Source organism: Streptomyces yongxingensis (assembly GCF_055597465.1).
Genome location: NZ_CM145717.1, coordinates 9,313,802 through 9,335,768 on the forward strand (window position 1 = coordinate 9,313,802; position 21,967 = coordinate 9,335,768).

25 protein-coding genes and 1 pseudogene are annotated in these 21,967 nt (G+C 72.1%); 16 read left to right on the plus strand and 10 right to left on the minus strand.

Features of this window, described 5'->3' with window-relative positions:
- Nucleotides 1-54: 54 nt before the first annotated feature.
- Both ACZ6TD_RS39830 and ACZ6TD_RS39835 read left to right on the plus strand, forming a co-directional pair.
- Nucleotides 55-507, plus strand: a pseudogene (locus tag ACZ6TD_RS39830) (tellurite resistance TerB family protein); the annotation flags it as partial.
- A 69-nt stretch (nt 508-576) separates the two neighbouring features.
- Nucleotides 577-948, plus strand: a complete 372-nt coding sequence (locus ACZ6TD_RS39835; RefSeq protein WP_471358456.1) for an ArsR/SmtB family transcription factor — start codon at nt 577-579, stop codon at nt 946-948.
- A 233-nt stretch (nt 949-1,181) separates the two neighbouring features.
- Here the strand turns inward: ACZ6TD_RS39835 and ACZ6TD_RS39840 are convergent, their stop codons facing one another.
- Nucleotides 1,182-2,150 carry a pirin family protein gene (locus tag ACZ6TD_RS39840; protein WP_471345988.1) on the minus strand — a complete coding sequence of 323 codons (969 nt, stop codon included), beginning with the start codon at nt 2,148-2,150 and terminating at the stop codon, nt 1,182-1,184.
- A 122-nt stretch (nt 2,151-2,272) separates the two neighbouring features.
- Here ACZ6TD_RS39840 and ACZ6TD_RS39845 point away from each other — a divergent pair, with 122 nt between their 5' ends.
- Nucleotides 2,273-2,950: an O-methyltransferase gene (locus tag ACZ6TD_RS39845; RefSeq protein WP_471345990.1), complete on the plus strand. Its 678-nt coding sequence runs from the start codon at nt 2,273-2,275 to the stop codon at nt 2,948-2,950.
- A 47-nt stretch (nt 2,951-2,997) separates the two neighbouring features.
- Here ACZ6TD_RS39845 and ACZ6TD_RS39850 read toward each other — a convergent pair whose 3' ends face one another.
- The 3 genes from ACZ6TD_RS39850 to ACZ6TD_RS39860 form a co-directional block, all read right to left on the minus strand.
- Entirely contained in the window at nt 2,998-3,687 is a 690-nt protein-coding gene (locus ACZ6TD_RS39850) for a phosphatase PAP2 family protein (protein WP_471345992.1), read from the minus strand.
- A gap of 123 nt (nt 3,688-3,810) precedes the next feature.
- Nucleotides 3,811-4,746, minus strand: coding sequence for a M56 family metallopeptidase (locus ACZ6TD_RS39855; RefSeq protein WP_471345994.1), 936 nt, complete (start codon nt 4,744-4,746; stop codon nt 3,811-3,813).
- 121 nt (nt 4,747-4,867) lie between these two features.
- Nucleotides 4,868-5,494, minus strand: coding sequence for a DUF5134 domain-containing protein (locus ACZ6TD_RS39860; RefSeq protein ID WP_471345996.1), 627 nt, complete (start codon nt 5,492-5,494; stop codon nt 4,868-4,870).
- Between the two features lie 216 nt (nt 5,495-5,710).
- Between ACZ6TD_RS39860 and ACZ6TD_RS39865 the strand changes: the two genes are divergently transcribed.
- On the plus strand, nt 5,711-6,130 hold the full coding sequence (locus ACZ6TD_RS39865; protein ID WP_471345998.1) for a PPOX class F420-dependent oxidoreductase: 420 nt from the start codon (nt 5,711-5,713) through the stop codon (nt 6,128-6,130).
- Between the two features lie 236 nt (nt 6,131-6,366).
- On the opposite strand, the gene ACZ6TD_RS39870 is transcribed toward ACZ6TD_RS39865, so the two are convergent.
- A complete protein-coding gene (locus ACZ6TD_RS39870) occupies nt 6,367-6,759 on the minus strand; it encodes a VOC family protein (RefSeq protein WP_471345999.1) in 393 nt (130 codons plus the stop codon).
- Between the two features lie 162 nt (nt 6,760-6,921).
- Between ACZ6TD_RS39870 and ACZ6TD_RS39875 the strand changes: the two genes are divergently transcribed.
- Nucleotides 6,922-7,479 carry a GNAT family N-acetyltransferase gene (locus ACZ6TD_RS39875; RefSeq protein ID WP_471346001.1) on the plus strand — a complete coding sequence of 186 codons (558 nt, stop codon included), beginning with the start codon at nt 6,922-6,924 and terminating at the stop codon, nt 7,477-7,479.
- A 250-nt stretch (nt 7,480-7,729) separates the two neighbouring features.
- Here the strand turns inward: ACZ6TD_RS39875 and ACZ6TD_RS39880 are convergent, their stop codons facing one another.
- Nucleotides 7,730-8,413 (minus strand): glycerophosphodiester phosphodiesterase, encoded by a 684-nt coding sequence (locus ACZ6TD_RS39880; protein ID WP_471346003.1) that lies wholly within the window; start codon nt 8,411-8,413, stop codon nt 7,730-7,732.
- 308 nt (nt 8,414-8,721) lie between these two features.
- Here ACZ6TD_RS39880 and ACZ6TD_RS39885 point away from each other — a divergent pair, with 308 nt between their 5' ends.
- Genes ACZ6TD_RS39885 through ACZ6TD_RS39895 form a run of 3 tightly spaced genes read left to right on the plus strand, consistent with a single transcriptional unit; the run spans nt 8,722 to nt 12,013 of the window.
- Entirely contained in the window at nt 8,722-10,119 is a 1,398-nt protein-coding gene (locus ACZ6TD_RS39885; protein WP_471346005.1) for a DUF6421 family protein, read from the plus strand.
- Nucleotides 10,120-10,172: 53 nt separating this feature from the next.
- A complete protein-coding gene (locus ACZ6TD_RS39890) occupies nt 10,173-10,955 on the plus strand; it encodes an SDR family NAD(P)-dependent oxidoreductase (RefSeq protein WP_471358458.1) in 783 nt (260 codons plus the stop codon).
- Nucleotides 10,952-12,013, plus strand: coding sequence for a threonine aldolase family protein (locus tag ACZ6TD_RS39895; RefSeq protein WP_210945996.1), 1,062 nt, complete (start codon nt 10,952-10,954; stop codon nt 12,011-12,013). Before ACZ6TD_RS39890 ends, ACZ6TD_RS39895 begins: the two co-directional genes overlap by 4 nt.
- An 88-nt stretch (nt 12,014-12,101) precedes the next feature.
- On the opposite strand, the gene ACZ6TD_RS39900 is transcribed toward ACZ6TD_RS39895, so the two are convergent.
- Nucleotides 12,102-12,833, minus strand: a complete 732-nt coding sequence (locus ACZ6TD_RS39900; RefSeq protein ID WP_471346007.1) for a lysophospholipid acyltransferase family protein — start codon at nt 12,831-12,833, stop codon at nt 12,102-12,104.
- 185 nt (nt 12,834-13,018) lie between these two features.
- Here ACZ6TD_RS39900 and ACZ6TD_RS39905 point away from each other — a divergent pair, with 185 nt between their 5' ends.
- The 7 genes from ACZ6TD_RS39905 (at nt 13,019) to ACZ6TD_RS39935 (ending at nt 18,967) form a co-directional block, all read left to right on the plus strand.
- The gene (locus tag ACZ6TD_RS39905; RefSeq protein WP_471358461.1) at nt 13,019-13,378 is read left to right on the plus strand and encodes a TlpA family protein disulfide reductase; all 360 of its coding nucleotides are present in this window, start codon (nt 13,019-13,021) and stop codon (nt 13,376-13,378) included.
- Between the two features lie 58 nt (nt 13,379-13,436).
- A complete protein-coding gene (locus tag ACZ6TD_RS39910; protein WP_317259516.1) occupies nt 13,437-13,517 on the plus strand; it encodes a putative leader peptide in 81 nt (26 codons plus the stop codon).
- A gap of 54 nt (nt 13,518-13,571) precedes the next feature.
- Complete coding sequence (locus ACZ6TD_RS39915) at nt 13,572-14,078, plus strand: flavin reductase family protein (protein ID WP_471346009.1); 507 nt, start codon at nt 13,572-13,574, stop codon at nt 14,076-14,078.
- A gap of 261 nt (nt 14,079-14,339) precedes the next feature.
- A complete protein-coding gene (locus ACZ6TD_RS39920) occupies nt 14,340-15,125 on the plus strand; it encodes an electron transfer flavoprotein subunit beta/FixA family protein (RefSeq protein ID WP_471346011.1) in 786 nt (261 codons plus the stop codon).
- 58 nt (nt 15,126-15,183) lie between these two features.
- A complete protein-coding gene (locus tag ACZ6TD_RS39925; protein WP_471346013.1) occupies nt 15,184-16,146 on the plus strand; it encodes an electron transfer flavoprotein subunit alpha/FixB family protein in 963 nt (320 codons plus the stop codon).
- A gap of 157 nt (nt 16,147-16,303) precedes the next feature.
- Nucleotides 16,304-17,602: a DUF6986 family protein gene (locus ACZ6TD_RS39930; protein WP_471346015.1), complete on the plus strand. Its 1,299-nt coding sequence runs from the start codon at nt 16,304-16,306 to the stop codon at nt 17,600-17,602.
- Between the two features lie 153 nt (nt 17,603-17,755).
- Nucleotides 17,756-18,967 (plus strand): hypothetical protein, encoded by a 1,212-nt coding sequence (locus ACZ6TD_RS39935; RefSeq protein WP_471346016.1) that lies wholly within the window; start codon nt 17,756-17,758, stop codon nt 18,965-18,967.
- 50 nt (nt 18,968-19,017) lie between these two features.
- Here ACZ6TD_RS39935 and ACZ6TD_RS39940 read toward each other — a convergent pair whose 3' ends face one another.
- Nucleotides 19,018-19,650, minus strand: coding sequence for a GAP family protein (locus ACZ6TD_RS39940; RefSeq protein ID WP_471346018.1), 633 nt, complete (start codon nt 19,648-19,650; stop codon nt 19,018-19,020).
- Nucleotides 19,651-19,830: 180 nt separating this feature from the next.
- Between ACZ6TD_RS39940 and ACZ6TD_RS39945 the strand changes: the two genes are divergently transcribed.
- A complete protein-coding gene (locus ACZ6TD_RS39945) occupies nt 19,831-20,214 on the plus strand; it encodes an SHOCT domain-containing protein (RefSeq protein WP_471346020.1) in 384 nt (127 codons plus the stop codon).
- Nucleotides 20,215-20,253: 39 nt separating this feature from the next.
- On the opposite strand, the gene ACZ6TD_RS39950 is transcribed toward ACZ6TD_RS39945, so the two are convergent.
- Entirely contained in the window at nt 20,254-20,706 is a 453-nt protein-coding gene (locus tag ACZ6TD_RS39950; protein ID WP_471346022.1) for a hypothetical protein, read from the minus strand.
- A gap of 174 nt (nt 20,707-20,880) precedes the next feature.
- Complete coding sequence (locus ACZ6TD_RS39955) at nt 20,881-21,948, minus strand: LacI family DNA-binding transcriptional regulator (protein WP_471346024.1); 1,068 nt, start codon at nt 21,946-21,948, stop codon at nt 20,881-20,883.
- Nucleotides 21,949-21,967 lie beyond the last annotated feature (19 nt).

A 21,967-nucleotide genomic window follows, 5' to 3' on the forward strand; every position in this document is an offset into this window, starting at 1 on the left:
CCTGTAGATTCTGTTTCTCCCCACAATGGAGGTATTACTGAGAAGGAGATGCAGATGACGCTGTGGGACCGCCTCAGGGACTCGGTCCAGACGATGCAGGCTCAGCTCACGGCGAAGAAGCACGAGTTGCAGAGCGGGGCGTTCCGGGACGCGAGCATGGCGATGTGCGCCTTGGTGGCGGCGGCGGACGGCACGATCGACCCGTCCGAGCGGCAGCGCGTCGCCCAGCTCATCGCCACCAACGACGTGCTCCAGAACTTCCCCCCGGACGATCTGCACCGCCGTTTCGAGGACCGCCTCGACGAGCTCACCACGGACTTCGCCCTCGGCAGGGCGAGCGCCGTGCGGGAGATCGGCAAGGCGAAGAGGAGGCCCGCCGAGGCGCGGGCCGTCATCCAGATCGGCATCGTCATCGGCTGCGCCGACGGCTATTTCGACGACAGCGAACGGGACGTGGTCCGCGAGGCGTGCTCGGCCCTGGACATTCCCCCGACCGAATTCGACCTCCATCGCCCCCTCCGCGTCCCCCGCCCGTACAAGGCCCCGGACGAGCTCCCACAGGCGGCCGGCGACCGGGTGTCCGGGCGGGCGGACTCCGGTACGGGACGGGCGATACGCCCCGGGGCCGCCGTACCCGGCGACGACCTCCAGGTCTTCCTCAAGGCGCTGACCAGCGGAACCCGCCAGAAGCTCTTCGCGCACTTCGCCGACGGGGAGGAACTGACCGTCGGCGAGGTCGCCGAGCGTGCCGGACTCGGCCCGTCGACCACTTCCGAGCACCTCGCGGTCCTCCGGCGCGGCGGCCTGCTCCAGTCCACGCGCAGCGGCAAACTGGTCCGCTACCGCGCCGACAGAGAAGGCATCGCCGAACTGCTCGGGCAGCTCCACACCTACCTCCTCGCCCCCTCCGACTCCGAACCGCAGGACACCCCTCCTGCCCATGGCTAGCGCCGTGACCGCGCGGGTTCGCCGTGCCGGGCCATCACCGCGGCTCCGGCACGGCAGTAGAGTGAAGCGGTGACTTCTCCGCCGGAAAACCCGCCGTCACTTGTCAGTGAGGACCACCGCGACACGGCCGTGCGGCGCCTGCAGGACGCGTACGCCGAAGGGCACATCAGGGTCGAGTCGGCGTTCGGGGCCCGTGCCGGGGCGACCGCCGCGCGAGGTGACGACGTTGCGGGTCAGCGTGTGCGGCCCCGGGGTTTGAGGGGTACCGGGGGGAGTTCGGGGGCGGGCAGTGGGCTGCCGTCGTAGCCGTGGACCTCGCCGAAGCGGGAGCCCGACGTCCAGTCCTCGCGGGCCTGGGAGATCTCGTCGTGGGAGCGCCCGATGAAGTTCCACCACATCACGATCTTCTCCTCGAAGGGCTCCCCGCCCAGCAGCATGAACGCGCTGTCCACGTCCGCCCGCAGCGGCAGTTCGGTGCGTCCGCAGCCGAGGTAGAGGAGGGAGCCGGGCGCGAGGCGCACCCCGTCGACCTCGGCCTCGCCGGACATGGTGAGGGCCGCGTACTCGAAGTCGGGCCGCACCGGCAGCCGGGTGTCGGTCCCGGCCGCGAGGGCGATGTCCGCGCCCATCAGGGGGGTGAACGTGGTGCCGGGCGAGGCCGCGCCGTCCAGTTCGCCGAGGACGACCGTCGCCCGTAGCCCTCCGCCGCCGGTCACCCGGGGCAGCTCGGCGTGGTGCTCCCACATGGGGGCGATATGGCGGTCGCCGTCGGGCAGCGCGACCCATAGCTGTGCCCCGTGCAGCAGCCGGGCATGCTCGCGCGGGGACTCCTCGGAGTGGGCGATGGCCCGGCCCGAGGTCATCAGCCCCAACTCGCCGGGGCGCACCGTCTGCAGACTGCCCACGCTGTCACGGTGCAGCACCTCGCCGTCGTGCAGCCAGCTGACCGTCTGGAGCCCCATGTGCGGATGCGGGGGGACCTGCATGCCCGGCTCCTGGGCGATGTCGTCCGGGCCGTAGTGGTCGATGAAGCACCAGGCGCCGACCATGCGCCGCCCGAGGTTCGGCAGGAGCCGGCGCACCAGGGTGGACTCGCCCAGCGGGACCTGCTTGGCGGCCAGCAGCTCGCGGACCGGCTGGGCGGTGACGTCCTGGCGGCCGCCGCACAGGGTCGGCGCGGGCCTCAGTTCGAGATTGCTCATGACCGCACTCTCCCATCGCCCCGGGCAGCTCAGGGGGAGCGAGGGGGATGTTTAGGGGGCGGTCGGATCGCCGCCCGAAGAAGAATCTATCCGGTGACCGCACCGACCCCGAAGGAGATCGCATGCCGTCCACACTGCACACCGAGCCCGTGGCGACCGTCCTGGACGGACTGCTGGAGGCCGAGCGCGAAGGCGACGAGCGCGCGTTCGCCGAGACCGGTGTGACCGATCCCAAGTCGGCCTGGGCCGAGCTGGACGCCGGCCAGATGGCCGAGACGTTCAAGGACGCCTCCATGTCGGTGTCCAAGGAGGGCGGTGAGCTGCTCTACCTGCTCACCCGTGCGACCGGCGCGCGGACCGTCGTCGAGTACGGAACCTCCTTCGGCGTGTCCACCCTCTACCTGGCCAGCGCGGTGCGGGACAACGGCGGCGGGCAGGTGATCGGCACGGAGCTGCAGGCGGACAAGGTGGCCAAGGCCACGGAGGCCATCGCCGCCGCCGGGCTCTCCGACATCGCCACCGTCCGCGTCGGCGACGCGCGGGAGACGCTGCGGGACCTGCCCGAGTCGGTGGACCTGCTGCTCATGGACGGCTGGCCGAACCTCAACCGGGAGGTGCTCAAGGTGGTGGAACCCCGGCTGCGCCGGGGAGCACTGGTGCTCGTGGACGACATGGACATGGACTTCGGCTTCGACATGCACCGGGAGATGCGGGAGTACCTCGCCGACCCCGCGAGCGGCTACCTCTCGCTGCGCCTGCCGGTCGCGCACGGGATCCTGGCCGGCGTGCGGCTCGGCTAGCACCCGGGCGCAGCGACCGTTCCCGCTGGTCGTACGGGGTTTCGGGGTCATGAGCGCACTCTTCCCTCGGGGGACGCCTCGCGCTCGCTCGTACGGCTCTGGACGTATCCGTACGAGGCGATCGCCCCGTACACCAGCGCCGCGCCCAGCAGCCAGCCGGCCAGGACGTCGCTGGGCCAGTGGACGCCCAGATAGAGGCGGGTCAGGCCGACGCCCAGCACGGATACGGCCCCTACGGCGGCCGTGAGCCGCAGCCACTTCGCCGGTGCCCCGTGCAGCGTCAGCAGCCACAGCAGCAGCCCGAAGGCGACGGTCGCGGTCAGGGCGTGGCCGGACGGGAAGGCCGCGTAGTGCGCCGAGTCCACCGGGTTCGTCCACCGGGGACGCTCCCGGCCGAGCGCGGCCTTCACCGCCTGTTGCAGCGCCGTGCCCACCGCCGCCGTGACGGCCACCCAGAGGGCGAGCCGCCACTCCCGGCGCCACAGCAGCCACCCCACGGCCACGGCCAGCAGCGCACGCATCGTCCAGGGGTCCCAGAACCAGTCCGTGAGCACCCTGTTGGCCCGGGTGAACCCGTGGTGCCGGACGGCGGAGTCGTGCAGGGTGACGACGATGTCCCGGTCGACGGTCCACAGGGGCCCCCAACGGGCGGCCACCAGGGCGAGCAGCACCAGGAAGAGCACGGTGAACACGGCCGCGGCGCGGGCGGCTCGGCGGTGGAGGGTTGCCGGCTGCATGGGTCGATGATCGCCGACGGGCGGGCCTCGGGGCCAGGAGGCCGTCGATCTCCCCGGAGCCAGGAGCCGCTGTTGCGTCGGGAACGCCGGGGACGCCGGGGACGCCGGGGACGCCGGGGACGCCTACCCCAGCACCCGCAGCGCCGGGACGAACGTGACCAGCAGCGGGACCGCCGGGACGAGCGCCGCGGTGGCCGTAAGGCGCCAGCGGCGCGCCGCCGAGAGGCGGGAGGCCGGGGCCAGCAGCCGGTCCACCCGCCGCGGGACCTGGGCGAGCGCGCTCGGGCAGGGGCCGAACACCCCGCGGTCCTCGTTGAGTTCGACCAGCGCGAGCGCGGTGGTCGTCCGCCCGAAGCGCCGTGACGCGGAGTCGTCAGCGGCCAGCTCGACCAGCCGGTGCACCTCGTCGCGGAACGCCGCGAACATGGTCACCTGCGGAAAGCCGCTGGCCAGCGCGCCCGAGCAGTGCAGCAGCCAGTGGTGGCGGGCGCGGGCGTGGCCCTGCTCATGGGCGATGACGGCGTCCAGCCGACGGCCCTTGAGGCGGCGCAGCGCCGCCGTGGTGATGACGAGCTGGGGCATGGTGCCCGGCAGCCACCAGGCATCCGGCTTGTCGCTCTCCAGGACCACCAGACGCTCCCCGCTGGGCTCCTCACCGGGCAAGGCGGGGGAGCGGACGAGGAGTTCGGCGCGGTGCTGCCTGCGCCAGGAGCGGGCGCGACCGATCTCGCGGGTGAGCATCACCGCGCTCCAGACGGCCCCGAAGGCGAGCACGAGGGCGACGGGCGCGGCCAACGGCCCGTAGCCGGACAGCGCGTACGCCTCCACCACGCCCTTGGGCGCGGGGGCGAAGACATTGCCGCGCACGGCATCCCAGGCGGCCGCCCCGGTGAGCGCCATGGTCAGCGCGCAGCACAACAGCACCCCGACGACCACGCACTGCCACACCCAGAGGGCGAGCACGGGTTCGCGGTCGATCCAGTCGGAGCGGGACAACAGGCGCGGCGCCATTGCCGCCGCCAGTGCGCCGAGGCCCATCAGCGCGAACGGGACCATCATGGCCGTCAGCCTATGATCGCGACGCTCGGCCCGGGTACGGTCACGGCGGGGAAGTGACGCATACCACGGTGCGACCGCGGACGCGGCTACGCATCGCGCCACGGCCCGGCCCGCCGCCCGTTCACAGGGCCAGCAGCATGGCGAACATCCCTATCCCCATCGACAGCCTGCAGGCATGCCGCAGCTCGGGCCGCCGCGACCACCCGGCGCCGGGCGGCCCCGCCCCCGCGCCGGCCGCGGCCCCCTCGACGGCCGCGTCCACGGCCCCGTCCGTCATCGGTACGAGCCGCAGCCCGGACCGTACGACGTAGACCGCGAAGTACACGAGCAGCACCCCGGTCAGCAGCGGCACCCCGCCCGCCATCCGGCCCGGGGCCATCTCGCCGGTGTGATGGTGGCCGCCTGTGGTGCCCACCATCATCACGAGCGCCATATAGACCATCGCCAGCGCTCCGACGGCGTGGTGCAGACGGTGCCCCGGAAGCCCGGTGCCGTGTGGCACCGGCAGTAGCGCCCTTACGGCGGCCACGGTGAAGACCGCCGCGAAGGCGGGCGGACCCCAGGGCCGGGGGTCCAGCACGGTGGACGGCACCGCCATCACGGCCATCCCCCACCCCATCAGCGCCTCGGCGCCCGCGATCCGCCGCCCCGGCCCGGGCGGCTCACCGCGCATCTGCAGCAGACAGTAGCCACCCGTGGCGGCGCACAGCGCGACCAACAGCCAGCCGATGAGTGGAGGTCCGTGCACGGCCACACCTCCCGAAGGGGGACGTAATACCAGGAGACATCCCCTGCCGCGGCACCACCCACGGGAGCGCACGGGCGCAGTGGGGGAGCGCGAGGCGTGCGGAGTAGTGGGGAGCGCGAGGAGCGGTATGGCACGGTGAGAGATACGGTCCGTGGATCACGCAGGCCCCAGCCGCACCACGGGACGTGAACAGCTGTCCAAAGAGGAGGAGAGCCCGTGTCGAATCCACCGCTTCCCGAGGCCGCGGTCGCCATGCTCGAGAAGCCCAATCCGGCCGTGATCGCGACGATCCGGTCCGACGGTCAGCCGGTGTCCACGGCCACCTGGTACCTCTGGGACGACGGCCGGGTCCTGGTCAACATGGACGAGGGCCGCAAGCGGCTCGACCACATCCGCAACGACCCCAGGGTCACGCTCACCGTGATCGACGAGGCGAACTGGTACAACCACATCACCCTCATCGGCCGGGTCGTGGAGATCCAGGACGACAAGGACCTGGCCGGAATCGACCGGCTGGCCCAGCAATACCTGGGCAAGGACTACCCGCGGCGGGACCGCGGCCGGGTCAGCGCCTGGATCGAGATCGACCGCTGGCACGGCTGGGGCGAGCACAAGGAGAACAGCCAGCCCGGCTGATCTCCCCTCCGGCACCGTCCGCCGTCCGCCCCACCACCGCCTCCGGCCACCGCGAGCCGTGGCGGGCGGACGGCGTCAGGCGAGCCCGGTGCCGTCCGGCGATCCCGTACCGTCTGCCGATCCCGGCATCGTCTGGCGATCCCGGGATGGAGTCATCAGGGGCGGTACCGCAGCGGATGGTCCTCGGGGACCTCCACGACCGCGATCCGCACGCCGTCCGGATCCGCGATCCGCTGCTAGATCGCTGGCCGGTAACGGATCGGATGATCCTCCGGCACCTCGACGATAACGATTTTGAGTCCGTCCGGATCCGCGATCCACATCTCCACCAGCCCCCACGGCTCCTTCTTCGGCGGCCGCAGCACCTCGACCCCCTGCGCGGTGAGCTCCTTGTGCGCCGCCGCCGCGTCCGCCACCTGGAGCCACAGCTGGAGGCCCGGGGCGGGTGGGGTGTCCGAGCGGCCGGAGACCTCCAGGAAGCCCCCGCCGAGGAAGTAGACCGTGCCGCGCTCGGGGCCCGTCCCGAACTCCCGGTAGACCGCCAGGCCCAGGGCCTCGCCGTAGAACGCCCGGGAGCGCTCGGGGTCCGTCGGCCGCAGCAGGATGCGGCTGCTCAGTACGTGAACCATGCCCGCGACCCTACGCAACCTGACCCCTTCGGGGCAGGTTAAGGTCTATTCGCCGCCACCGACCGCCACCGACCGCCACACCGGCCACCGACCGCCGGTCGCCACACCGGCCACCCGGCCACCGGCCACCCGGCCGTCACCGAAGGGAACCCCGCCGACGCCATGGACACCGCGGACGCCACCGTACGAGCCACCGAACCACTCACCTTCCGCACGGCCACCGAGGCCGATGTGGAGGCGCTGGTGGCCCTGATCGAGTCGGCCTACCGCGGGGACGCCAGCCGCGCCGGATGGACCACGGAAGCGGACATCCTGGACGGGCAGCGCACCGATCCGGAGGACGTCGCGGGCGTGGTGCGGGCCGAGAACAGCCGGATGGTGATCGTCGAGCGGAACGGTGAGCTGATCGCCTGCTGCCAGCTCGAGCACCGCGGTGACCACGCCTACTTCGGCATGTTCGCGGTCCGGCCCGCGCTCCAGGGCGGGGGCCTGGGCAAAGTGATCATCGCCGAGGCCGAGCGGTTCGCGCGGGCGGAGTGGGGCGCCAAGGAGCTGCATATGACGGTGATCTCCGCCCGCGAGGAGCTGATCGCCTGGTACGAGCGGCGCGGCTACGCCCGTACCGGCCGGATGACCCCGTTCCCGTACGGCGATGAGCGCTTCGGCGTGCCGCGCCGCGCCGACCTCGAGTTCGAGCTGCTGATCAAGCCCCTCGACTGAGCGTCCGCTGCTCAAGCCCTCGGCCGAGCCCTCTGAGAGCCTCCAAGGACCCTCAGAGCGCCGCTTACGCCGTACGGGTGAACGTCCCCCGCTCAGCAGGTCGGAGGAAGTCCGCTATGGTTCGGCAGCGCCCCGAAGGGGCGCGGGGCTGTGTCGATGTGCGGCTCCGCCGCGCGGGCGCGACCAGCCACGACGGCGCCGCAGACGGCCGACGACGCATCGCGGCACTTCCAGCGGAGCGCTTAGTGCGTCACGCCGTGAAGCGCGCCGCCCGCCGGATCTCCGGGAAGTCGGTGGTGGCGCCGTCCAGGCGGAGGCCGCGCACCAGCTTCAGATGGTCGGGGGTGTTCACGGTCCAGCCGATGACCTTGAGGTCGTCGGCGTGCGCCTTCTCCACCAGCTCCAGGGTCAGCCTGCGGACGTTGAGCACCAGCATCCCGGCGCCGACGGCATGCGCCCGGTCGATCACATCGAGGCCGTAGCGGCTGGCCACGAGGGCGGTGCGGGCGGCCGGGAGCAGGGTGCGGATCTCGGCGAGCGCCTCGTCGTGGAAGGACAGGATGTCCACCCGGTCCAGCAGATCGCGGCGGGTCAGCACCTCGGCCAGCGCCCGGGCGGCCGCCGTGTCCTTGATCTCGGCCTGGAGCGGCGTCTCCACGGCGTCCACGACCTCCTCGAAGACCGGGATCCGCTCGCCCTCCCCGGCGTCCAGCTCACGCAGCTCCGCGAGGGTGAAGTCGCTGATCGGGCCCTTGCCGTCGGTGGTGCGGTCGACGTCCGCGTCGTGCATCACCACGAGCGCGCCGTCCTTGCTGAGGTGCAGGTCCAGCTCGATGACGTCCATGCCCTCGTGCTCGGCGCGGACGAAGGACCGCAGGGTGTTCTCCGGCTCGACACCCATCACTCCGCGGTGTCCGATGGTGAGAAAAGTCAACGCTGTCTCGCTCTTCTGACGGCCCTCGACGGCCTTCGTCGGGTCGTCTTCGTCGGGTCGGGGGAGGCAGTGGGGTGGCTGATTCATCGGCACGCGGCGGACGGGCCGCCCGGACCGGCGCACACCATACCGGCCGCTCATGACAGGACCGTTCAAGCGGGGCCGTGGCATGAGTCGAGCCGATGGGGGCAGGAAAAACTGCGGTGGTGCGGGTGTGGCGCAGGATGATTTCCCGTACCGTCGCTTGAGCGAGGAAGCGTCCATGGATACGGTGGCCATACGCGAGTTTCTCCGGTGAAGGAGTGGTCATGACGGAAATCCTTTCGTCTGCGATAGCTGAAGGTGCCGTTCTGCCCGCAGAGCGTGTGGTCGATCATCCGGCCTGGCCAACCCTCAAGGACGCTGTCGAAACGTTTCGCCCGTGGCAGTCCAAGGACGGTTCCATCGACTTCGACGCCGAGGGCGCACCCACTCGGGAGACCGCCGCGGCGACCATCGCCCGGGTGATCGAGGCCATCGAGGAGCTCGCCCCGCTGCTTCCGCACGACGCCGACTACCACCGGGCGGTCGTCGCGGATCTCCGCCGCTGGGCCGAGGGCGGCTTCGGCGTCCCCGACTTCCTCGACTCGCTGCTCGCCTTCCAGCCCGCCCGCACGCGCGCCGACGGCCTCCAGCACCTCGTGGTCTTCCCCATGTACACGCAGAACGGCAACCCGGACCGCAATCTGGAAGCCGTGGTGCTGCGCATGGTCTGGCCGGACTGGCTGGCCGAGCTGGAGCGCACCCGCTATGACAACCCGCTCTACTGCGGACTGGCCTTCGAGGACTTCACCTCCGGCTACGACACCAACTCCGCCGTGCTCTTCCCCGAGACGATCGCCGTCCGCGAGGCCCCCGAGCGGTTCAGCTGGGGCGGCATCTTCTGCGACCGCGAGGCGGCCCGGTTCCGCCGGGTCAGCGAGGCCGCCGTCCGGGCCCTGGGGATCGAACTCCCGGACGACATCCGGGACATGCTCGCCGACCAGCACCGCTGCCAGGAGGCGTTCGCCCTGTGGGACATGGTCCACGACCGCACCCACAGCCATGGCGACCTGCCGTTCGACCCCTTCATGATCAAGCAGCGGCAGCCGTTCTGGATGTACGGACTGGAGGAGCTGCGCTGTGACCTCACCGCCTTCAAGGAGGCCGTGAAGCTGGAGGCCGAGGGCGTCGCCCAGGGCCGTGACGTCCAGTACGCGGTGATCTTCGACCGGATGTTCCGGTTCCCGGTCACCGGTGCGCGGGTGCGCAACTACGACGGGCTCGGCGGCCAGTTGCTCTTCGCCTACCTGCACCAGCACGACGTCGTACGCTGGACGGACAACACCCTGCACATCGACTGGTCCCGCGCCTCGCAGGTCACCAACCAGCTGTGCGGCGAGATCGAGAAGCTCTACCGCGACGGCATCGACCGCCCGAAGCTCGTCCACTGGTTCAAGGCGTACGAGCTGGTGTCCACCTATCTCGCCCCGCACCCCGGCTCGGTCTGGGCCAAGGGCCCCGAAGCCCTGGACCTGAGCCAGCCGCCGCGCAAACTCGTCGACGACGTGCTCCCCGACGAGTTTCCGCTGAGCATGTTCTACGAGGCGCTCGGGAAGAAGCTGCGTGACGTGGTGGCCTCCACCAAGGGGATCACGGCCGGCAGCGACCTACCGGCGGCGGCATGAGCACCGCCCGGGCGCACAGCCCCCAGGCGGGGCAGGACGAGGAGGCGGCGAGCATGACCACACCGACATCGAGCCCAAGCCCGAACGAGCCGGGCGAGAGGCCGCTGGACGGTGCGGTGGTGGCGGTGGCCGGCGCGGCCGGACCCGCGGGCCGGGCCACGCTGCTCCGCCTCGCCGAGGCGGGCGCCACCGTCGTCGCCTCCGACGCCGACCCGGCGCGGCTGGCCGAGGCCGTGGACGCGGCGCGCTACGCCCACGGCGGCGCCAGCGTCACCGGCGAGACGGTCGACCTGCTCGACCTCGGCGCCGCCCGCGCCTGGGCCGACCGCACCGAGAAGGAGTTCGGCCGGGTCGACGGGCTGATCCACCTGGTCGGCGGCTGGCGCGGCAGCAAGACCTTCGCCGACGCCCCGCTCGCCGACTGGGACACCCTGCACAATCTGCTGATCCGCACCGCCCAGCACACCTCCCTCGCCTTCCACGACGCCCTGCTGCGCAGCGGCAAGGGCCGCTATGTGCTGATCAGCGCGGCGGGCGCGTCCAAGCCCACCGCGGGCAACGCCGCGTACGCCGCCGCCAAGGCCGCCGCCGAGGCGTGGACGCTCGCGCTCGCCGACTCCTTCCGCAAACTGGGGGGCGAGGGCGGTCCGTCGGCGGCCGCTGCCATCCTGGTGGTCAAGGCGCTGGTGCACGACGCCATGCGGGCGGAGCGCCCCAACGCGAAGTTCGCGGGCTTCACGGACGTCAAGGAGCTGGCCGAGGCCATCACCGGACTCTGGGACCGGCCCGCCCAGGAAGTGAACGGAACCCGCCAGTGGCTGACCCCCAAGCCGTGAGGACCGACGCCCGCCGCCACCACGACCCCGAGGTGCGCGGCTTCGCCAGCGACAACTACGCGGGCACCCACCCGGAGATCCTCGCCGCGCTCGCCCTCGCCGACGGAGGCCATCAGGTCTCCTACGGCGAGGACGACTACACCGCGCATCTGCAGTTCGTCATGCGCAGCCACTTCGGCCCGCACGCCCAGGCGTTCCCGGTCTTCAACGGCACCGGTTCCAACGTCGTCGCCCTCCAGGCCCTCACCGACCGCTGGGGCGCGGTCATCTGCGCCGAGTCCGCCCATATCAACGTGGACGAGTGCGGGGCGCCCGAGCGCGTCGGCGGGCTGAAGCTGCTCACCGTCCCCACCGAGGACGGCAAGCTCACCCCCGAGCTCATCGACCGCCAGGCGTGGGGCTGGGACGATGAGCACCGGGCGATGCCGCAGGTGGTCTCGATCGCCCAGAACACCGAGCTCGGCACCGTCTACACGGTGGACGAGATCCGGGCCATCTGCGACCACGCGCACGAGCGCGGGATGAAGGTCCACCTCGACGGCGCCCGGATAGCCAACGCGGCCGCGTCGCTGGACGTGCCGATGCGCGCGTTCACCAACGCGGCGGGCGTCGACATCCTGTCGTTCGGCGGCACCAAGAACGGGATGCTCTTCGGCGAGGCCGTCGTCGTCCTCGACCCGGACGCGGTGGGCGCCATGAAGCATCTGCGCAAGCTGTCCATGCAGCTCGCGTCCAAGATGCGGTTCATCTCCGTCCAGCTGGAGGCCCTGCTCGCCCGCGACCTGTGGCTGCGCAACGCCCGCCACGCCAACACCATGGCCCAGCGGCTGGCGGACGGCGTGCGCGCGGTGGACGGGGTGAAGATCCTCCACCCGGTCCAGGCCAACGCGGTCTTCGCCCGGCTCCCGCACGAGGTGAGCGAACGCCTCCAGAAGCGCTACCGCTTCTACTTCTGGGACGAGGCCGCGGGCGATGTGCGCTGGATGTGCTCCTTCGACACCACGGAGGAGGACGTGGACGGCTTCATCACGGCCCTCAAGGAGGAGATGGGCCGGTAGGCCGCTTCCGGGCGTGAGCGCACCGGGCGGGCCGCACGGCCCGCCCCGTGTCGATCGACGGCAGGTCAGGGCACTTCCAGCGGAGCGCTTAGCGGCCCCGGTCCAGGGCCAGTGCCTCGGCCGGGGTGGGAGCGGTGCCGCCCAGGTGGGCCGGGACCCACCAGGTGTCGTCCGGGCCCTTGGGCCGCACCGGATACGCCCGCTGCGCCGCCTCCAGCAGCTCCTGCACCCGGCCGCGCAGCCGCTCGGTCAGGGTGTCCGAGGGCTCGGTCGGGTCGGCCTCCATCGGCTCGCCGACCCGCATCGTGATCGGGAAGTGATGGCGGCCCAGCGCCCGCTTCTGGCCCTTGGTCCACAGCCGCTGCGTGCCCCACAGCGCCATGGGCAGCAGCGGGACGCCCGCCTCCTGCGCCAGCCGGGCCGCGCCGGACTTGAAGTTCTTGAGGGTGAAGGACCGCGAGATCGTCGCCTCCGGGAAGACGCCGATGATCTCGCCGGAGCGCAGCGCCCGCAGGGCGTGCTTGTACGCGTCCATGCCCGCCGCGCGGTCCACCGGAATGTGCTTCATCGCGCGCATCAGCGGCCCGGAGACCTTGTGCCGGAAGACCGACTCCTTGGCCATGAACCGCACCAGCCGCTTGGCCGGACGGGCGGTCAGCCCGCAGAAGACGAAGTCGAGATAGCCGATGTGGTTGCTCACCAGAACCGCGCCACCCGTCTGCGGGACATTCTCGGTGCCCTTGATGTCGAAGCGCAGATCGAGCGCCTTGAACATGGTGCGGGCGATGCCGATCACCGGCGGGTAGACGAGCTCTGCCATTGAGGACCCTTCGTCGTATGCCTGGGGAGGGCTCTCCCGGCGGGGAAGTTACGCGGCCGTAGGTATCCGGCTTCTGGCAGATGGTGCCCGATGTCGTCTCTTTGTGCTACCGCGCGGCGCGGCCCGGCCGAGAGATCCTCATCACGTCGGGGCGCCGCCGGGGAATCCCCGGGCCACCCAGGACGCTGCACCAGGGAGGCCCGACCGGGAGGAGACAGGTGCGAGACGGCGACGGAAGCCGGCGGCTGAGCGCCGCCGAGCTGGGCGCGGAACTGGGGGAGCGGGCGACGCTGGTCCAGTTCTCCAGCGCCTTCTGCCAGCCCTGCCGGGCCACCCGGCGGACGCTGTCCGAGGTGGCCGCGATGGTGGACGGGGTGGCGCACATCGAGATCGACGCCGAGTCGCGGCTGGAGCTCGTCAGGGCGCTGGACATCGCCCGCACCCCCACCGTGCTGGTGCTCGACGCGGCCGGGCGGGTCGTACGGCGGGCCGCCGGGCTGCCGCGCCGGGCCGATGTCATCGCCGCTCTGGGTGATGCCGTGTGAGCCACCGCGCCCCGGCCCCACTTGACGGTCCGCACCCGGCGTGGTCAGGGTGAACGGCATGCGGCCTGGACCCCTTCTTTACGGACGTGTGCACGTGGACCTGATGCGGACCGCCGGCGCACGGTGTCCGGGCGGGTGAGCGAACGAGGACAAGCGCAGCCCCCGCCCGTACCTCCGGCAGAAGGACAACTCCATGACGGCAACGCACGACCTCGGCACGTCCGCGCTGACGACGTCCGACCTCTTCCGCTCCGTCTTCCGGCGGCACGCCTCCGGCGTCGCCGTGATCACCGCCCAGGGCACCCGCCCGGTCGGCTTCACCGCCACCTCCCTCGCCTCCGTGGCCGCCGAGCCGCCGCTGCTCTCCTTCGGCGTGGGCACCGGCTCCTCGAGCTGGCCGGTGCTCTCCGAGGCCGAGTATGTCGGTGTCCACATTCTGGGCGAGCACCAGCGGGAGCTGGCCGCGACCTTCGCGCGCAGCGGTGCGGACCGCTTCGGACCGGCCACCGGCTGGCGCTCGGGACCGGAGGGCGTGCCGGTGCTCGACGGGGTGCTGGCGTGGCTGGTGTGCCGGGTGGTGGCCCGGATACCCGCCGGGGATCACCGGGTGCTGATCGGCGAGGTCACCACGGGTACCGCGGCCGGGGCCGGCCGTCCGCTGCTGTACCACCAGGGGCGCTTCAACGCGCTCCGCGACTGACCTGCCACGCGCTCCGGGGCCGGCCCGCGCCTCTGTAGTTGGCATGTACGCCTCGTGTTGATCACCGTTGGCAAGGTCACAGTTCACGCGGGTTGCGTACGGGGAATGAGCTGGGTGTACTGACGAGTAATATTTTGCTGCGGTGCATGGGCCGCCCCGGCAGGAAACCGCCCGCGGTACCGCCCGGGTCCCGCCCCCGAAGGCGCCTATGCTGCCAGCAACAAGGCAGCTCGGTAGAGACGATGCAGTAGGAGAGCCGGCGTGAGCTTGAGGATCGTTGTCTGTGTGAAGTACGTGCCCGACGCCACCGGCGACCGGCACTTCGCCGAAGACCTGACCGTCGATCGCGACGACGTGGACGGCCTGCTCTCGGAGCTGGACGAGTACGCGGTCGAGCAGGCCCTGCAGATCGCCGACGAGGCCGATGACGCCGAGATCACCGTCCTGACCGTCGGCCCGGAGGACGCCAAGGACGCGCTGCGCAAGGCGCTGTCGATGGGGGCGGACAAGGCCGTGCACGTCGAGGACGACGATCTGCACGGCACCGACGCGCTGGGCACGTCGCTGGTGCTGGCCAAGGCCATCGAGAAGACCGGCTACGACCTGGTGGTCTGCGGGATGGCCTCCACCGACGGCACCATGGGCGTGCTCCCGGCGATGCTGGCGGAGCGCCTCGGCGTTCCGCAGGTGTCGCTGCTGTCGGAGGTGTCGGTCGAGGACGGCACCGTGAAGGGGCGCCGTGACGGGGACACCGCGACCGAGCAGCTCCAGGCGGGGCTTCCGGCGGTGGTGTCGGTGACCGACCAGTCCGGTGAGGCCCGCTACCCGTCGTTCAAGGGCATCATGGCGGCGAAGAAGAAGCCGGTGGAGTCCTGGGACCTCGAGGATCTGGAGATCGAGTCGGACGAGGTCGGTCTCGAGGGCGCCTGGACCGCCGTGGACGGCGCCACCGAGCGTCCGGCCCGCACCGCGGGCACGATCGTCAAGGACGAGGGCGAGGGCGGCAAGCAGCTCGCCGAGTTCCTCGCGGGTCAGAAGTTCATCTGACCGGTTCCCGCCGCCCCTACCGTCCAGATCTTTCGCATGTCGCAGGAGAGCGATTCCCATGGCTGAAGTCCTTGTCTACGTCGACCACGTGGACGGTGCCGTCCGCAAGCCCACCCTGGAGCTGCTGACCCTGGCCCGCCGCATCGGCGAGCCCGTCGCCGTCTCCCTCGGCTCCGGTGCCGCCGACACCGCCGCGACCCTCGCCGAGCACGGCGCGGTGAAGGTCCTGACCCATGACGCGTCCGAGTACGCCGAGTACCTCGTCGTCCCGAAGGTGGACGCGGTCCAGGCCGCGTACGAGGCCGTGTCCCCGTCCGCCGTGCTGTTCCCGTCCTCCGCGGAGGGCAAGGAGATCGCGGCGCGGCTCGCGGTCCGCATCGGCTCGGGCATCATCACCGACGCCGTGGACCTGGAGGCCGGTGCCGAGGGCCCGGTGGCCACGCAGTCGGTGTTCGCCGCCGCGTACACCACCAAGTCCCGGGTCAGCAAGGGCACGCCGGTCATCACCGTCAAGCCGAACTCGGCGGCCCCGGAGGCCGCTCCGGCCGCGGGCGCGGTCGAGGCGCTGGAGGTGTCCTTCTCGGAGCGGGCCACCGGCACGAAGGTCGTCTCGCGCACGCCGCGTGAGTCGACCGGGCGCCCGGAGCTGACCGAGGCCGCGATCGTGGTCTCCGGCGGCCGTGGTGTGGGCGGCGCGGAGAACTTCCCCGTCGTCGAGGCCCTCGCCGACTCCCTCGGCGCGGCCGTCGGCGCCTCGCGCGCGGCGGTGGACGCGGGCTGGTACCCGCACACCAACCAGGTGGGCCAGACCGGCAAGACCGTCTCGCCGCAGCTCTACATCGCGGCGGGCATCTCGGGCGCGATCCAGCACCGCGCCGGTATGCAGACCTCGAAGACCATCGTGGCCGTCAACAAGGACGCCGAGGCCCCGATCTTCGACCTGGTCGACTACGGCGTGGTCGGCGACCTCTTCGAGGTCGTCCCGCAGCTGACCGAGGAGGTCAAGACCCGCAAGGGCTGACGCCCGCCGGACTCCGCGAGGCCCCGTACGCGATGCGCGTGCGGGGCCTCGCGGCCGCCGGGAGGGTGTTGACCCGCTGTTCCGTGGCTGGCTAACTTCACCTTACGGATCATCGTTTCCGTACAGCGGAAATGGCAGGAAGGGTGGAGGAGCAGACATGGAGCCTGAGCCCCAGGAGACGGTGCGGACCAGCCTGCCTGGCGCCGTACGGGCGTCCATCGCCGACTCCCTCGCCGCCGTCGACGCCGAGCTCGCCCGGCGCTACCCCGGCGACCCGGGCACCCGCCAGCCCGTTCACACCGTCTACGTCCCCGCCGACCTGTTCACCGCCGGTACGGTGCGCGACTGGGGCGACCAGGCACTGGCGGCCCTCGACCGGCACGCCCCCGACGCCGCCTCCTTCGCCGCCGTCCTCGGCCTCCCCGACGAGCTCGCCGAGCCCGTCCACACCCGGGTGCGGGCCAAGCTGGAGCGCGAGCCCGTGGAGGATCTGCGGATCGACTTCGAGGACGGCTACGGTCCCCGCCCCGACGCCGAGGAGGACGCCGCGGCCGCCCGCGCCGCCTCGCTCGTCGCGGCCGCCTGTGCCGGGGGCACCGCGCCGCCCTACGCGGGCATCCGCATGAAGTGCCTGGAGGCCGCCGTACGCGACCGCGGCATCCGCACCCTCGACATCTTCCTCACCGGGCTGATGGCGGCCGGAGGGCTGCCGGACGGCCTGGTGCTCACCCTCCCCAAGGTGACGTACGCCGAGCAGGTCACCGCCATGGCCCGGCTGTGCGAGGAGTTCGAGAAGGCGCACGGGCTCGCCCCGGGCCGCATCGGCTTCGAGATCCAGATCGAGACCACCCAGGCCATCCTCGGCCCGGACGGCCGCGCCACCGTCGCCCGGATGATCGACGCCGCCGAGGGGCGGGCCACCGGGCTGCACTACGGCACCTTCGACTACAGCGCCTCCTGTGGTGTCGGCGCCGCCCATCAGTCCATGGACCACCCCGTGGCCGACCACGCCAAGGCCGTGATGCAGGTCGCCGCCGCGGGCACCGGCGTACGGCTCTCCGACGGCTCCACCAACGTGCTGCCGGTCGGCCCCACCGAGCGGGTCCACGACGCCTGGCGGCTCCACCACCGCCTGGTCCGGCGGTCGTTGGCGCGCGCGTACTACCAGGGCTGGGACATGCACCCCGGCCACCTCCCGACCCGCTACGCCGCCGTCTACGCGTTCTACCGCGAGGGCCTGGAGGCGGCGGCGGAACGGCTCGCCGCGTATGTGGACCGTACGGCCGGAGGCACCGGCATCGCCGACGAACCGGCCACCGCGAAGGCGCTCAGCGGCCATCTGGTGCGCGGGCTGGACTGCGGGGCCCTCGACGGCGCCGAGGTCGAGCGGCTGACCGGGCTCGGCCGCGCCGAACTCGACGCGCTGGCGGGCCGCGCCGCCCCGGCCGCCTCCTGACCCCGGATCACCAGATCCGCAGGAGCCCGTCGATCCGCCGGAGCCCGCAGACCGGCCCGTCCCGGCGGGGCGCTGATCCGCTTGGCCACATCCGCTCACCCGCACGTGTCACCCGGGATGCGGCCCCGCCGGTGAAGGCGGGAGATGGGTGTCATGGCCAGAAGCGCCGTGTCGGCCCTGCTGATCCTGCTCGGTTGCCTCCTCGTACCGGTGTCCGTGCTGACGGTGTGGGTCCACGACATCGTCCTGGACACCGATCGCTATGTCGCGACCGTCGCCCCGCTCGCGAAGGACCCGGCGATCCAGGACACCGCCGTGGACCAGGTCAGCCAGGCCGTCGACATCCGCCACAACAGCCAAGAGATCACCGCCGACATCGCCTCCTGGCTGCGCGCGCACGGCCTTCCGGAGCGGGCCGCCGACACCATCGAGGGGCTGGCCCCGCAGCTGGACTCGGCCCTGGACCAGGCGGTGCGGAAGGTGGCCGCCCACATCGTGCGCAGCGAGCAGTTCCCCGCCGTGTGGACCGGCGCCAACCGAGCCGCGCACACCGCCGTCGTGGGCGCCCTCACCGGCAAGGGCGGGGGGCCGGTCGGCGTCGAGGGCCACACCGTCACCCTCAACGTCGGCGCCGCCGTGGAGCGGGTCAGACAGCAGTTGGTGGACGCCGGGCTCCCCGCGGTGACCGGCATCCCCGACATCCACCAGCGGCTCGTCCTCTTCCACTCCGACCGCCTCGACACGATCAGACGGTCGGCGCGTCTGCTCGACCTGGCCGGGAACTGGCTGCCCGCGCTGACGGTGACTCTCGGCGGCACCGGGGTGCTGCTCGCCCGCCGGCGCCGCCGGGCGCTCGCCCGCGCGGCCCTGGGCACCGCGCTCGCCTCCCTGGCCCTGGCCCTGGCCCTCGTGGTGGGCCGCCGCTACTACCTCGACCATGTGCCGACGAGCGTGCTGTCCCGGGAGGCATCCTCGGTCCTCTTCGACACGGTGGTGCGCTTCCTGCGGGTCACCGTGCTCACCGTGCTGGTGCTCGGCCTCGTGGTCGCGCTCGGTGCCTATCTGGCAGGGCCGGGGCGGCTGCCGAGCACGGTACGCGGCCGGGCCGAGGTCCTCGCCGACAGCGCGGCCCGCTGGGGCGCGGCCCACGGGATGAGCACCGGCCGGGCCGGCACCTGGACCGCCGACCACCGGCGGGGGCTGACGACGACGGCCCTGCTGGTGCCGGTCGCGGTGTTCGCCCTGTGGAACCAGCCCACCGTGCTGACGGTGGTCTTCCTGGTGCTGATCCTGCTGGCCGCCCTCGCCGTGATCGCCCTCCTGGCCGCCACGGGCCGTACGGGCGCACACGGCCGGGGCGGTTGAATCCGGTCGGCGTCCGCCCACGCGGCCGGCCGGCGCCCGTCCACACGCCGTCAGGGGGCCAGGATGAGCACGATGAAGATCAGGCACGCGGCGACATTGACCACCCAGCTGTGGGTGGCCAGCCATTCCCGGAGCCGGGGCATCGCGCGCCGCGCCCGGTCGCCGAGGACGAGATAGAACAGCAGCGGCAGTGCCGCGATCAGCACGGTGGCGCCGAGGAACGGCAGCGCCGCCGTCCATCCCGCGTCGTGCTGCTCCAGATTCGCCCCAACGGTCAGCATGACCGCGATGTCGGACGGCATGCACAGGATGATCAGAAGACCGGTGGTGAACGCCTTACGGGGACCGGCTTCCATCAGCGAGCCGAGCCACTTCGGCGGCTCGACCGTCCGCCGCTTCACCACGTTCTTCACCGCGACCAGCGCCAGCAGTCCCACCAGCACCAGCTGGACGATGACCGCGGCCACACCCCGATCGGACGAGCTGCCCGGTGCGAACGCCTGCCCCAGCAGCGCGAAGATCCCCCGGGCGAGGGCGACTCCCGCCGCCGTGGCGATCGCCACCCCCAGCAGAAACGCCAGGCACACCCGCACCGGCCGCGCGGTGGTCATGAGGACGACGGCGGCCACGATCTGCGGCCCCGCCATCATGGTGACGGCCAGGGGGAGAACCTGGAGATCCACGGCCCACCCGCCCTTCCGGCATCCGCCGCATGGTGACGCCCCGCCCTCCTTCCATTGGTACGCACCGCTCGCCCGTGTGGCATCCGCTGCTGCGCCGACCGGGGGCCGCCGTAAGCTGAAGATGTGGGCCCCGGCGGGACCCTGGCGGCCCCGTCGGGCATGTCCGACGGGAGGCAGACGATGGACTATCCACTGCTGAATGTTTTCCTGACCACGATGTGGGTCTTTCTGTGGGTCCTGTGGTTGTTCCTGCTGTTCCGCGTGTTCGCCGATCTCTTCCGGGACGACTCGCTGAACGGATGGGCCAAGGCGGGCTGGACCGTCTTCGTCCTGGTGCTGCCCTTCCTCGGCGTCTTCGTCTATCTGGTGGCGCGTGGCCGGGAGATGGGCATGCGGGAGATGAGGCGCGCCGAGAAGGCGGAGGCGGACTTCCGGGAGTACATGCGGACGACCGTCACCACGGGCCGCGCGGAGGAGCTCGAGCACCTCGTGGAGCTCAAGAACCACGGCGACCTCACGCCCGAGGAGTACGAGCGCGCCAAGGCCAAGGTGCTCGCCGCCTGAGAGGTCCGGTGAGCCCCGTGGTCCCGGTGGTCCTGGCGGTCAGTACCGCACCGCCGTGCCCACGTTCGCCGTGATGCGGCCGGTGAGCTTGCGGTGGCTGCGGGCGGTGGCCCGAGTGGGCTGGTTCGGGGGCACCTTGGACAGGCGCAGGACGACGGCGTCCACCAAGTCCCCGCTCGCGTTGCGGAAATTGACCTCGATGGCGTAGCCGGCCGGGTGCTTGCCCCCGTTGGTCACGGTCAGCGGTGCCACGGCCCGTCCCGCGCCGTCGCGGCTCACCCGGCCGACCTTCACCTCGCGCTTGGCCTGGGAGCCGCCCTTGATCTTGCCCAGTTCGGCCTCCGCCGACGCCCTCGCGGACGCGATGGCGGCGGAGGCCCGGGACACCTGGGACGACGGGGTGCCCCCGTGGTCCGAACAGCCGACGGCGGCCGGCGCCAGCACGGCCATGAGGCTCACCGCGCAGATCGTCCGCGTTCGGCGCCCGCTCATCGCGTCTCCCTCGTTCCGTCGGACGGGCCCCGGGCCCTCCGCCTCCACCCTCGGGGGAGTGGGAGAGCGGGGCAACCAGGGCGGGGCCGTTCAGGCGTTCGGGGGGCGGAGCGGGCCGTTCGGGGAAGGTCGATCGGACGTTCGGGGAAGGCGTGCCGTTGGGGGAGAGGGTGCTCAGGATGTGGCGGGTGGGGGCAGTTCGCCCGAGCCGCGCGGGATCAGCCGGGTCGGCAGGACGAGCCGCCGGGGGTCCCCGCCCGCGCCGTCGAGGCGGCGGAAGAGCAGATCGGCGGCGCTGCGGCCGAGCTGGGCCGAGTCCTGGGCTATGACGGTGATCCCGGGGGAGAGCAGATCGGCGAGCTCGAAGTCGTCGAAGCCGATGAGGGCCACCGGCGCGGCGGGCGCGGGGCGCTCGGCCAGGACCCGGACGACCGTGACGGTGACCCGGTTGTTGCCCGCGAAGAGCGCGGTGACCGGCTCGGCGGCGTCCAGCATCGCGGTGGCCGCGGCCCGGACCCGCTCGGGATCGGTGGGGCCGAGCGAGACCCAGGCGTCATGGACCGGCAACCCGGCCTCGCTCATCGCCGCGTGATAGCCGCGCAGCCGCTCGGCGGCGGTGTGGATGCCCGGCAGGTCGCCGAGGAAGCCGATCCGGCGGTGGCCGTGGGCGATCAGATGGGCGACCGCGTCGTGGGAACCGCCGAAGCTGTCGGCGAGCACGGCGTCGGCGTCGATACGCCCCGCGGGCCGGTCGACGAAGACGGTGGCGACCCCGGCCGCCATCTCGGGCGCCAGATAGCGGTGGTCATGGCCGGCCGGGATGATGACGAGGCCGTCGACCCGGCGCGCGCACAGCGCGAGCACCAACTCCTGCTCCCGCTCCGGGTCCTCCGCGCTGGACCCGTTGATCAGCAGCGCGCCATGGGCCCGGGCGACCTCCTCTACGGCGCGGCTCAGTGGGCCGTAGAAAGGGTCGGCCAGATCCTCCAGGACCAGTCCGATGCTCGCCGTACGGCCCTTGCGCAGAATGCGGGCGCTGTCGTTGCGGCGGAAGCCGAGCGCGGTGATGGCCTCCTGGACGCGGCGCTCGGTGTCGGGGGTGACGCCCGGCTCGCCGTTGACCACTCTGGAGACGGTTTTGAGGCCGACCCCGGCCCGTGCGGCGACGTCCTTCATAGTGGGCCGGGTGCCGTAACGGCGTGTGGGGGTGCGGCTGGCGGTGCCCGGGGCGGTGTCGGTCACAGTGCGCTCGTCCCGTCGC